This is a genomic window from Bifidobacterium sp. LH_230, assembly GCF_056357555.1.
In genome coordinates this window covers 94,320-107,003 of sequence record NZ_JBKEWJ010000003.1, presented here as the reverse complement: position 1 = coordinate 107,003, position 12,684 = coordinate 94,320, and the positions used below count along the sequence as shown (strand labels likewise).

Genomic DNA, 12,684 nt, shown 5'->3' with positions numbered 1-12,684 from the left:
TCGAAATGACAACGTGAGTGGACAATGACATCCGCATTAAGGACTTGTACAAGGACTTTTCATGGCACAACGCAATACCTATCGCGAGGATGAGGAACTCGAGGAGACCATCAACTTCCACGACATCCTGCGCGTCGGCAAATATCTCAAACCCTACCTGCCGCAGGTGGTCCGCATCCTCGTCGTCGTCATCTCGATGAGCTGCATCGTCGTCACCGTACCGTATCTGACCAAGATCATGATCGACGACGCGATCCCGAACAAGGATCTCGCCAAGCTCGGCCTGCTCGCGGCCGGCATGTTCTGCCTGATCGTGATCTACGAGCTCGCGCTGCGCTACCGCACGGTGGCGATCACGCGCGTCGGCCAGCTCATGCTCAAGGACATGCGCCGCGACCTGTTCACGCACATCCAGACCTTGCCGTTCAGCTACTTCGACTCGCGACCGCACGGCAAGATCCTGATCCGCGTGGTCAACTACGTGAATACGTTGTCCGACACGCTTTCGTCCGGCCTGATCAGCGTGTTCGCGGACGTGTTCACGTTCTTCGTCACGCTCATCGTGATGTTCGCGATCGACTGGCGGCTCGCGCTGTGGAGCCTGCTGCTGTTCCCCGTGCTCATCATCTGGGTGCGCGGTCTGCAGTACTTCCAGCGCAAGGCCTACCAGAAGCTGTCCAACAAGCAGAGCAACCTCAACGCGTTCATCCACGAGTCGATCGCCGGCGTGAAGACGACGCAGACGTTCGCGCGCGAGAAGAAGCAGTTCGAGATCTTCCAGCAGCAGCAGGACGACGTGCGTACCGCATGGATGCACGCCAAGCACATCGAATTCCTCATGTGGCCGGGCGTGCAGACCATCTCCGTGATGACCATCGCGTTCATCTACTTCGTGGGCATCACCGGCTTCGGCGGCGTGAACGTGACCACCGGCATGCTGATCGCGTTCGTTGGCTACGCGAACAACTTCTGGAACCCGGTCATCAACATCGGCAACTTCTACAACCAGCTCGTCACCTGCTCGGCGTACCTCGAGCGCATCTTCGAGACGCTCGACGTCAAGCCCGAGATCGCGAACAAGCCGAACGCGGCCGACCTGCCGCAGATCCGCGGCAAGGTCGACTTCAACGACGTGGTGTTCCGCTACGAGGATGACGGGCGCAACATCCTGAACCTCGTGGACTTCCATGTCGAGCCGGGGCAGACGATCGCGCTGGTCGGTCCGACCGGCGCGGGCAAGACCACGATCGTGAGCCTGCTGTCGCGCTTCTACGACGTATCGGAGGGGTCGGTCACGATCGACGGGTACGACGTGCGCGACGTGACGCTCGAATCGCTGCGCCGGCAGATGGGCGTGATGCTGCAGGACACGTTCATCTTCTCCGGCAACGTGCGCGAGAACATCCGTTACGGCAAGCTCGATGCGACGGACGAGGAGATCGAGGCGGCGGCGAAGGCCGTGCATGCGCACGAGTTCATCATGGAGCTGCCCGACGGGTACGACACGGTGGTGGAGGAGCGCGGTTCGACCCTGTCGGCCGGCCAGCGCCAGCTCATCGCGTTCGCGCGCGTGCTGCTCGCCGACCCGCGCATCCTGATTTTGGACGAGGCGACGTCGAACATCGACACGCGCACCGAGGAGGCGCTGCAGGCGGGTCTGCAGCATCTGCTCAAGGGGCGCACGAGCTTCATCATCGCGCACCGCCTGTCGACGATCGAGAACGCGGACGAGATCTTCTACATCGACCACGGTCAGATCATGGAGCACGGCTCGCATAAGGAGCTGCTCGCCAAGAAGGGCGCATACTACCGCCTGTACGAGTCGCAGTACGCGATGATTCGCGTGGCTACGGGCGCCGCTGCGAACGAATGATGCGCGTCAGTGCCTGTTCTGCGGGGGCTTGGCCTCTGCGGGACAGGCACTTTGACGATCGAGAGGCTGATTTTCGCATGTGACGAGGTCGGTTTGACGATCGAGAGGCTGATCTGCCGGGTGATACCCGTCAGATTCAATACAACCCGGTCGTTTAGGGGGTGTTGGCGTCCGTGGCGGTCGGCAACACAGCCTCTCGATCGTCAAACCGACCTGTGCAGGGGCGAAAATCAGCCTCTCGATGTGCAAACTGCCGACGGTTCGCCAGCATTGTGGCGTGTGCGCACGGCGGCAGCTGGCATAATGGCATACACAACACACCACCACAACCGAGGGATTCCTCATGACCATTGTAGTTAACGATAATCTTCAGCAGTTTCATCTGACCAACGGACAGGTCAGCATGATCCTCAAGGTGGTTGACGGCAAACTCGTCAACCTGTACACCGGCGCGGCGGTGCCGGATGCCGGTTTGGGGGCGGCAGCCGACGCCGCGGCTCCAACCACGGTCACCACCGACGAATCCACCGACTTCGGCTATCTCATCGACGACCACTTCCGCGTGCAGTCCGCCACCGAGCGCGACGAGGACGGCCAGCGCTTCCCGGAGCACCAGCGCTTCGAATACCCGGAATTCGGCCACGGCGACTACCGCCACCCGGCCATCCAAGTGGCGCAGCCCAACGGCTCGCGCATCACCGACCTTCGCTTCGCCGGCTACCGGGTCGCGCCCGGCAAGCCCGCGCTGCCCGGTCTGCCCGCCACTTTCCCCGAGGCCCGTGACGGCAAGATCGTCCACGATTCCCCGGCCGCCGAGACGCTATCCATCGACCTGGCCGACGAGCCAACCGGCCTGACCGTGACGCTCCACTACACGCTGTTCCGCGACGAGGCGGTCATCGCCCGCTCCGCCAGCATCGCCAATCGCGGCGCCGAGCCGCTCACGCTCACCCGCGCGGCCAGCTTCAACCTCGACCTGCCGGACGCCGGCTACGACATGATCGAGTTCACCGGCGCGTGGGCGCGCGAACGCGAACCGCACCGCCAGCCGCTGCACGCCGGAATCCAGCAGATCGAATCCCTGCGCGGCGCGTCAGGCCCGTACTTCAGCCCGGCCGCCGTGTTCGCCCGCCCCGCCACCACAGAGGACGCGGGCGAGGCGTTCGGTCTCACCTTCGTGTACTCCGGCAACTTCGACCTGCACGCCGAAGTCGACACCTACGGCGCCGCCCGCCTGCAACTGGGCATCAACCCGTTCGGCTTCGCGTGGCGGCTCGAACCCGGCGAATCGTTCCAGACCCCGGAGGCGCTGCTCGGCTACAGCGCCAACGGCCTGAACGCCCTGAGCCAGACCTTCCACCGCATCGTGCTCGACCACCTGCAGCGCCCGGCGTGGGCCCGCCGCGAACGCCCGGTGCTCATCAACAACTGGGAGGCCACGTACTTCGACTTCACCGAAGACAAGCTGCTCGACCTCGCGCGGCTCGCCAAGAAGGCCGGCATCGAACTGTTCGTGCTCGACGACGGCTGGTTCGGCGCCCGCACCTCCGATCGCTCCGGCCTGGGCGACTGGACCGCCAACCCCGACCGTCTGCCCGAGGGCATCGCCGGCATCGCGCGCAAGATCAACGAGATCGGCATGCAGTTCGGCCTGTGGTTCGAACCGGAGATGGTCAACAAGGACTCCGACCTGTACCGCGCCCACCCCGAGTGGGTCATCGCCACGCCGGGCCGCAGCCAGTCCGTGTACCGCCACCAGTACGTGCTCGACTTCGCCAACCCGGCCGTGGTCGACAACATCTACGGGCAGATGCACGCGATCCTGTCGACCGCCAACGTCTCCTATATCAAGTGGGACATGAACCGCTTCATCACCGAGGCGTTCGATGCGACGCGCGGCGCCGAGCGGCAGGGCGAGCTCATGCACCGCTACATCCTCGGCGTGTACGCGCTGTACGAGCGCTTGTTCGCCGCGTTCCCCGACCTCATCATCGAGGGCTGCGCGTCGGGCGGCAGCCGCTTCGACTACGGCATCCTCGCGTACTCGCCGCAGGCGTGGACGAGCGACGACACCGACGCGGTCGAACGCATGTCGATCCAGTACGGCACGAGCTTCTTCTTCCCGGTCGCCACGATGGGCGCGCACGTCTCGATCACGCCGAACCACCAGACCGGCCGCAACGAGCCGCTCTCGACCCGTGCGAACGTCGCCATGTTCGGCACGTTCGGTTACGAGATGGACCTGACCTCCACGAGCGACGATGATCTGGCCGAGATCGCCGAGCAGGTCGCGTTCTTCAAGGAACATGCGCCGCTGCTGCACAACGGCGACCTGTACCGGCTCGTCGCCCCGTACGACCACCGCCGCATGGCGTGGATGAGCGTGGCCGCGGACCGCGCGCATGCGATCGTCGGCGACTATGTGATCCTCGGCGTGCCGAACAAGCCGAAGTCGCGGCTGCGGCTGCGTGGGCTGGACGAGACGGCGCGCTACCGGGTCGTCTCCACGGACGGCCGGTTCGAGGCGACCCGTTCCGGCGGCGAGCTGATGCGCATTGGCATCGACGACACCGACCTCGGTCCGGACTTCGCCTCACGCATCTACCTGCTCGACCGCGTGTGAGTCGAATATCGCAGATAGTAAGCATCGTTCTATTTTAGAAAATGAAGATATTTTGTATTTTTCTAAAATAGAGTGCCGGAGCAATATGGAACGTCGTACCCTTCTAGTTTAGAAAATCATATAAATATCGTTTTTTCTAAACTAGGAGGTTCGATGGCGCCAATCCCCAGAGACGCGTATCTTCAGCGCATCGTCAACCGGAAGCACAATGGTCTGGTAAAAGTGATCACCGGCATCCGTCGATGCGGCAAGTCGTTTCTGTTGTTCACGCTATTTCGCCAGCACCTGCTTGATTGCGGTGTGCCAGAGGATCACATCATCGACATCGCGCTTGATGATCGCACCAACAAGCAGCTCCGCGATCCCGATGCGTGTGATCGCTACGTCCGGTCCCTGATGAAGGACGATGGGCAGTACTACATCATGATCGATGAGGTGCAGCTCATGCCCGAGTTCGAGGATGTGCTCAACGGATTCTTGCATCTACGTAACGTCGATGTGTATGTGACCGGCAGCAACTCGCGGTTCCTGTCCACGGACATCATCTCCGAGTTCCGTGGCCGCGGTGATGAGATACGTGTGCATCCACTCAGTTTCGCCGAATACTACTCGGCCGTCGGCGGAGACTGGACTGACGCATGGAACGACTATTCCACATTCGGCGGGCTGCCGCTGATTCTCTCACAGACGGACGAAGCCGCGAAAATCGCGTACCTGAATCGTTTGATGGACGAGATCTACCTGCGTGACATCATTGACCGCAACGGCATCAGGAATGAAACGGGATTCGGTGAGTTGGTGGACGTCGTGGCCTCAGCCATTGGCTCGCTGACCAATCCGAATCGACTTGAGCACACGTTCGCAAGTGCCGCACATGTCACTCTGTCGCAGCCGACCATCATCAAGTACCTCGCCTATCTGGAAGATGCTTTTCTCATTGAAAAGGCGCAACGTTACGATGTCAAGGGTCGCAGACATATCGGCGCGTTGGCCAAATACTATTTCGAGGACGTCGGTCTGAGGAACGCGCGGCTGAACTTCCGCCAACAGGAAGAGACGCACATCATGGAGAACATCATCTACAACGAGCTGCGGTTGCGCGGATATGCGGTGGATATCGGTGTGGTGGATGTCGCCCGCGGTGACGGGAAGGGCGGTTCTGAATCCGGCCGCACGCGTGTGGAGATTGATTTTGTGGCGAATCTGGGCAGTCGTCGATACTATGTTCAATCCGCATTCGCCTTGCCGGATGCGAATAAGCGGGCGCAGGAGACGCGACCGTTGCTTGGCGTGAGCGATTCATTCAAGAAGATCATCGTGGTTGGTGGCAACGCTCGGTTGAGCCGTGACGACAACGGCATCGTGACCATGGGGCTCAAGCAGTTCCTGCTTGATTCACAGAGCCTGGATTTGTGATAGTGGTGACACCCGTCGGCTGTTCGCGACTGGATTGCGGAAAGACGTCACCGGGTGGACTCGCGCACGACGAGGCGGGAGACGGCGGTCAGGTCGCGCGGCGGGTCGCCGGCCCCGTTGATGCGGTCGATGAGCGTGTCGACGCACTGCTTCGCGAAATCGTCGAAGTCCATCGCGATGGTGGTGAGCGAGGGCGTGTAGAACTCGCCCTCCTCGATGCCGTCGAACCCGGTCACCGACACGTCCTCGGGAATGCGCACGCCGCAGTCGAGCAAGCCGCGCATCACGCCGATCGCCGACTCGTCGTTCACACACACCACGCCGTCGAAGTCAAGCCCCGAACGCACGGTGTCGACCATCGCTTCATACGATGCCTCGCGGCTCCACGAATGGTTGGGAATGAAGTTCCACGGCTGCGGCTCGATGCCGTTGCGCCACAGCGCCCGCTGGAATCCGGCCACGCGCTGCCATCCGGAATCCCACGCGTTCTTGATGTCGTCGTATTCGCGGAAGTCGGCGCACGAGAATAGCAGCCGCTTGCATCCGCGCGAGAGCAGATACGAGGTCGCCGTGAACGCGCCCTGCTCGCAGGCGACGTTCATCATGTCGTAGCCGGCGTGCTGTTCGAGCGGGTTGAGCATGATCGCCGGTTTGCCGGCGAGCCGCGTGCGCACGTCGGCAAGACTGAGCTTGGTCGGGCTGAAGATCACGCCGTCGCAGATCTCGCTGGAGATGTGCCGCAGGACGGACACCTCGTTTTCCGTGGCGTACATGGTCTGCTGGATGAGCGTCTGATAGCCGCGCGAGAGCGCGTACTGCGAGATCGCGTCGGACAGGTGCATCGAATACGGGTTGTGCAGCTCCTGCAATACGAGCGCGATGGCGTTCGACTTGCCGGAGCGCAGCATGCGGGCCGAGATGTTGACCGTATAGTGGAGTTCCTCGGCGACTTTGAGGACTTTGGCGCGCGTGGCTGGGGAGATGCTGGGATCGCCGTGCAGCGCGTACGAGACGGTGGCTTGGGAGACGCCGGCTTTGGCGGCGATGTCGCGCATGGTGACCATGACCGGGCTCCTTTCGGTGGGATGGGTGGCGTTCCAGCATATTGCCGGACTTGTGGTGGCGGGATTGTTCACCCCCTCAGTCAGCTTTGCTGACAGCTCCCCCTTCAGGGGGAGCAGAGGATGAAACCGCACGCGCCTGACAAACTACCAGTGTAGTGGAGAATCACCGTGTGGACTCGCGCACGACGAGGCGGTATTTGGCGATGAGCCGCTTGGGCGCGGCATCGCCGGCCGCGCTCGCGGAAGAACCGGAGGGCCGTCCGTTCGTACGCGATCCCGAACCCGCGGCCTTGGCCGGAGCCTGCCCGTCGCCGTCCGTGTCGTCGTTGAGCTGTTCGAGGATCGTGTCGATCGCCTGCTTGGCCATGTCGTCGAAGTCGAACGCGATCGTGCTCAGTGACGGGTTGCTGGTCGTCGCCTCGACCACGCCGTCGAATCCGATCACCGACACGTCGTCGGGGATGCGCAGTCCGTGATCCTGCACGCCGCGCAGCGCGCCGAGCGCCAGCGCGTCGTTCGCGCACACGATCCCGTCGAATTCGATCCCGCGTTCGATCGCGTTCTCGATCGCCCACCGTCCGTCGTACGAGTTCCACTTGCTGTCGATGAACCGTTCCGCCTCCAGCGGCAGTCCGTTGCGCAGCAGCGCCTGCTGGAAGCCGGCCATGCGCTGCACGCCGGTGTTCGGACTGATCGACGTCACCTCGTACGGTTCGAATGATTTGCCGAGGAACAGCAGTCGCCTGCATCCGCGCGACAGCAGGTACGACGTGGCCGTGAACGTGCCTTCCTGGCATGGCGTCACGATCGCGTCGAGTTCGGGCGCGGCGTCGGAGGGGGAGAGCAGCACGGCCGGTTTGCCGGCGAGCTGCTGTTTGATGCGCGAGCTGGAGATGATGGTCGGACTGAAGATGACCGCGTCGCAGAACGCGCTCGTGACGTGCTCGAGGATCGACGTCTCGTTTTCCTGGCTGTAGAGCGTCTGCTGGATGACGATCTGCATGTCGTGCTTGAGCGCGTATTTGGAGAATGAGTCGGCGATGCACACCGAGTACGGGTTGCCGAGATCCTGCAGCACGAGTCCGATCGCGCCGCTGCGGCCTGATTTGAGGCTGCGTGCGGACAGGTTGGTCGAGTAGTTGAGTTCGCGGGCCGCGTCGAGGACCTTCTGCCGCGTCTTGTCGGAGATGCTGGGGTCACCGCGCAGTGCGTACGACACCGTCGCCTGCGACACGCCGACCTTGGCCGCTACGTCGCGCATGGTCACCATGACTACTCCTCGTCGATAAGGCTTGAAAATACTGAAACGAATAAGCCGTTCTGATTAGGTAACTTATACCAATCACTGGATATTTTCAAATTACCGATATCGTTAATTTGACACGAATAAGAACGAGCGTTATATTGTTTCATGTCATCAACTGATACGAATCAGTAAGCGACTGGGAGGTCGGTTGCTGAACGGCTAAGCGAGGTGCGGTGACGCGCCAAGCCGAGGAGCGATGTTGCCGCACGTATCAGCTTTGACGGAGCAAAAAAGGAAGGTTCCAAAGGTAGGTTCCCATGAATTCAACGATGAAGAAGGCGTGCACTGCGTTCGCGCTGGTCGGCGCGATGTCGATGGCCCTCGCCGGCTGCGGCAAGTCCAACGCCTCCGGCGAAGTCGATGCCAACGGCAATCCGATCATCAACGTGCTCGTCCAGTACGACGGCACCGGCCGCAAGAAGGTCGACACCAACCCGTGGATCAAGGATCTTGAGAAGGACTGCGGCTGCACCATCAAGTGGACCGTCGTCCAGCAGGACGCCTGGGCGCAGCAGAAGGCCGGCATGCTGGCCTCCGGCGAGGTCCCGCAGGTCGCCATCCGCGCCTTCGGCCCGGACGACACGCTGAAGTACCCGTACTTCGAGGAGATCTCCCAGCACCTCGACAAGCTGCCGAACGTGCAGGCGTTCTTCAAGGAGAACCCGGAGGCCCGTCGTATGGTCGCCGACCTCGACGGCAAGTTCTCCGTCATCTCCGCCGGCTTCCCGATGGGCGCCAACTCCCAGCACTGGATGATCAACAAGACCTGGCTCGACAAGCTCGGCCTGCAGATGCCGAAGACCTGGGACGAGCTGGAGAAGGTCCTCATCGCGTTCAAGACGCAGGACCCGAACGGCAACGGCAAGGCCGATGAGATCCCGTTCAACCTCAACGCCATCGGCACCGGCGGCTACGGCTGGTGGACCCCGATGCTGGCCCTGAACTCCACCGGTTCCGTCACGCAGGCCCAGGGCGGCCCGTGGCAGAACGGCATCACCATCAAGGACGGCAAGGTCGGCTCCTGGATGACCTCCGACAACCTGCGTCAGGTCATCGAATGGTACTCCAAGCTGTTCGGCGAAGGTCTGATCCCGTCCGACGCGCTGACCAACGACGTCGACGAGCTGCCGGGCACCGAGTCCGCCCCGACCGTCGGCCTCGCGTTCACCTACCAGAAGGCCGCGTTCGGCTCCTGGAAGGACCAGTACGTCTCCATGCCGACCCCGAAGGCCACCGCGAGCATGTCCGACAAGGACGTGGTCTGGGACGCTTCCGGCGACTACGGCAAGTACGAGAACTACCACCTGACGATCAAGAAGGACGCCCCGAACATGGACACCGTCTTGAAGCTCGTCAACCTGCTGTACTCCACCAAGTACTCCATCCAGCAGTACTACGGCGACATCCCGGATCTGGTCACCGATGACGGCAACAACACCTACACCCTGTCCGACAAGCTCTACGCCGACACCACCGTGCAGTACAGCTTCGGCCAGTGCTTCGCCGGCTGGTTCCCGAAGGACGTCACCATCAAGGGCGACGTGAACGCCGACGCCATCGCCGAGGCCGAGAAGCCGTACGAGGCCGACTACGCCAACTACGACAAGAACTCCGACGCGATGCCGATCTGGGTCAAGCCCGATCAGACCGACCAGGTGACCATCTCCAACAACAACACCAACATCCTCAACTACGCGAACCCGCAGATCGCCAAGTGGATGAAGGGCACCGACAAGATCACCGACGATTCGTGGAACGCGTTCGTCGAGAAGGTCAACAAGCTCGGCATGACGCAGAACATCGAGCTGTGGCAGAAGTGGTACGACAAGTACCAGTCCCAGAAGTACTGATCCGGATTCGGAACTGAACGAATCTGATCGATACTGATCGCTGATATAACCAGAGCGCGTTCCGGTCGGAACGAAACCGTCCGGGACGCGCTTTCCATGTCTTACGGTCTGTTTGACGTTCGCCGGGAACGTCTCCGCGACGTGATCGCGGGACACAACCCGGCATCAAAAAAGGAGAAAAAGTGTCATCCGCAACGAAAGAGGCTCCGGTGACCGGCGGCAAGACCGCCCCGGTCGCGGCGAAGAAGCCCGCCGGAACCGTCCAGGAAAACAACGCCACCTTCGGCGCGAAGTTCAAGCGCCAGATGCAGCGCAACTGGGTGCTGTACCTCATGCTGCTGCCCGCAGTGTTCTTCGTCGGCCTGTTCGCCTACGTGCCGATGTACGGCCTGCAGCTCGCCTTCCGCGACTTCGACCCGCTGGCCGGCCTGACCGGCGGCAAGTTCGTCGGACTCAAGTACTTCCAGCAGTTCTTCGAGACCCCGCAGTTCTGGGACATCATGCGCAACACCGTCGTGATCGCACTCGGAACGCTGATCCTCGGCTTCATCGCCCCGATCATCCTCGCCCTGCTCATCAACCAGATCGGTTCCAAGGGCGTCAAGGGCTTCGTGCAGACCGTCACGTACATGCCGCACTTCATCTCGACGGTCGTCATGGTCTCGCTCATCAACATCTTCCTCGACCCGAACACCGGCATGATCGGCAAGATGTTCCACGGCCAGATCCTTATGGAATCCACCAAGGCGTTCGCCCCGATCTACTGGCTGACCGAAGTCTGGCAGCACTGCGGATGGAACGCCATCATCTACCTCGCGGCCCTCTCCGCGGTTGACACCTCGCTGTACGAGGCCGCCAAGATGGATGGTGCCGGCCGACTCCAGCTCATCAAGTACGTCGATATCCCGACCATCATGCCGACCTGCATCGTCCTGCTCATCATGAACATGGGCTCCGTGCTCGCCGTCGGCTTCGAAAAGGTCTGGCTGATGCAGAACGCCATGAACCTGCCGGTCTCCGAGGTCATCTCGACCTTCACCTACCGCATCGGCATCATCGGCTTCCAGTTCAGCTACGGTACCGCAATCGGCCTGTTCAACACCATCGTCAACTTCATCTTCGTCGTCGCCGCGAACTTCATCTCGAAGCGCGTCAGCGAGACGAGCATCTTCTAAGGCAGGGAGGGAATCATTATGAGCGCAACAACGTCAATGCCTACCGCCGCGAAGCTCGATGGCGGCCAGATCCCGTGGAACAAGCACAAGATGCAGACCAAGGGCGCGTCCGACTGGGCCGTCGACATCGTCATGTGGGTCATCATCGCCCTAGTCATCTTCGCCGTGATCTACCCGTTGTGGTTCATCGTCATCGCATCGTTCTCGAACCCGCAGATGGTCAACGCCGGCGAGGTGACGATCTTCCCCAAGGGCGTCACGTTCAAGGGCTATGAGCGAGTCTTCGCCGATGATCGAATCTGGCAGGGCTACCTGAACACGATCATCTACTCCGTGGTCGGCACCGCGGTCAACCTGATCGTGACCATCCCGGCCGCGTTCGCCCTGTCCCGCAAGGACCTGTGGGGACGCCGCGTGATCATGTTCCTGTTCACGTTCACCATGTACTTCGCCGGTGGCATGATCCCGAACTACCTGCTGTACAAGGATCTCGGCCTGCTCAACTCCATGTGGGTGTTCATCCTGCCGGGCGCGGTCTCCGTGTGGAACCTCATCATCGCGCGTTCGTTCTTCGACACCTCGATTCCTGAGGACCTGCACGACGCCGCCCAGATCGACGGCATCGGCTACTTCGGCTACTTCATGAAGATCGTCCTGCCGCTGTCTTCCGCGATTATTGCGGTGCTGGCGCTGTACTACTTCGTCGGCCACTGGAACGACTACTTCACCGGCTTGATCTACGTGAACAAGGAAGAGAAGTACCCGTTGCAGAACGTGCTGCAGTCGATTCTGCTCGGCGCGCAGACCGCCGCCACCGGCTCGACCGGTTCCGGCGTGAGCGCCGTCGCCCAGCAGCAGATCGCCGACCAGATCAAGTACGGCGTGATCATCGTCTCCACGCTCCCGCTGCTGATCCTCTACCCCTTCCTCCAGAAGTACTTCAACAAGGGCGTCATGATCGGAGCCGTGAAGGGCTGATCTTCGATCAGCCCTTCAGGAAAGCCCGGTGGGCTTTCCGACGGCGACGAGCGTAGGGCTGCGGCAATATGGGCCGCAGCCCGGAGCCAATGTTGAGTCTTCGCGCAGCGAAGTCCGCAATTGCGAAGGCCGAAGGCGGAGCGGTCAAGGGCTGAGCCGTTAAGCGGACAGTCCAGTGGACTGTCCGTAGGCTCAGCCTGAGCGAGGCGGTAGCCGAGCGAAGGTCGGATTGAGTCCGAGCGTAGCGAGGTCCATTGTTGCAGGACTGATCCGTGTTCTCGGCCCCCTCGGTAGGACATTGCCGTTAAGCAAACAGCGGAGATGTTTGTAGGCAATGTGCGAGCCGACAGGCGAGCCAGCAAGAAGTCAGCCGTCAGGCTGTCCGTAATTGCGGACGGC

At 61.6% G+C, this 12,684-nt stretch carries 8 protein-coding genes; 6 read left to right on the top strand and 2 right to left on the bottom strand.

Features of this window, described 5'->3' with window-relative positions; translation table 11 throughout:
* The first annotated feature begins 61 nt into the window (after positions 1 to 61).
* The 3 genes from AC1A0G_RS02365 to AC1A0G_RS02355 all read left to right on the top strand — a co-directional run bounded on the left by AC1A0G_RS02365 (position 62) and on the right by AC1A0G_RS02355 (position 5,912).
* Positions 62 to 1,873: an ABC transporter ATP-binding protein gene (locus AC1A0G_RS02365; protein WP_476527208.1), complete on the top strand. Its 1,812-nt coding sequence runs from the start codon at positions 62 to 64 to the stop codon at positions 1,871 to 1,873.
* 343 nt (positions 1,874 to 2,216) lie between these two features.
* On the top strand, positions 2,217 to 4,496 hold the full coding sequence (locus AC1A0G_RS02360) for an alpha-galactosidase (protein WP_476527207.1): 2,280 nt from the start codon (positions 2,217 to 2,219) through the stop codon (positions 4,494 to 4,496).
* 153 nt (positions 4,497 to 4,649) lie between these two features.
* A complete protein-coding gene (locus AC1A0G_RS02355) occupies positions 4,650 to 5,912 on the top strand; it encodes an ATP-binding protein (RefSeq protein WP_476527205.1) in 1,263 nt (420 codons plus the stop codon).
* Between the two features lie 47 nt (positions 5,913 to 5,959).
* Here the strand turns inward: AC1A0G_RS02355 and AC1A0G_RS02350 are convergent, their stop codons facing one another.
* Together AC1A0G_RS02350 and AC1A0G_RS02345 are read right to left on the bottom strand one after the other, a co-directional pair.
* On the bottom strand, positions 5,960 to 6,976 hold the full coding sequence (locus AC1A0G_RS02350) for a LacI family DNA-binding transcriptional regulator (protein ID WP_476527204.1): 1,017 nt from the start codon (positions 6,974 to 6,976) through the stop codon (positions 5,960 to 5,962).
* A gap of 163 nt (positions 6,977 to 7,139) precedes the next feature.
* Entirely contained in the window at positions 7,140 to 8,246 is a 1,107-nt protein-coding gene (locus AC1A0G_RS02345; protein ID WP_476527202.1) for a LacI family DNA-binding transcriptional regulator, read from the bottom strand.
* 293 nt (positions 8,247 to 8,539) lie between these two features.
* Between AC1A0G_RS02345 and AC1A0G_RS02340 the strand changes: the two genes are divergently transcribed.
* The 3 genes from AC1A0G_RS02340 to AC1A0G_RS02330 all read left to right on the top strand — a co-directional run bounded on the left by AC1A0G_RS02340 (position 8,540) and on the right by AC1A0G_RS02330 (position 12,285).
* A complete protein-coding gene (locus tag AC1A0G_RS02340) occupies positions 8,540 to 10,132 on the top strand; it encodes a type 2 periplasmic-binding domain-containing protein (protein WP_476527201.1) in 1,593 nt (530 codons plus the stop codon).
* 209 nt (positions 10,133 to 10,341) lie between these two features.
* On the top strand, positions 10,342 to 11,307 hold the full coding sequence (locus AC1A0G_RS02335; protein WP_476527329.1) for an ABC transporter permease: 966 nt from the start codon (positions 10,342 to 10,344) through the stop codon (positions 11,305 to 11,307).
* 18 nt (positions 11,308 to 11,325) lie between these two features.
* Entirely contained in the window at positions 11,326 to 12,285 is a 960-nt protein-coding gene (locus tag AC1A0G_RS02330; RefSeq protein WP_476527200.1) for a carbohydrate ABC transporter permease, read from the top strand.
* Positions 12,286 to 12,684 lie beyond the last annotated feature (399 nt).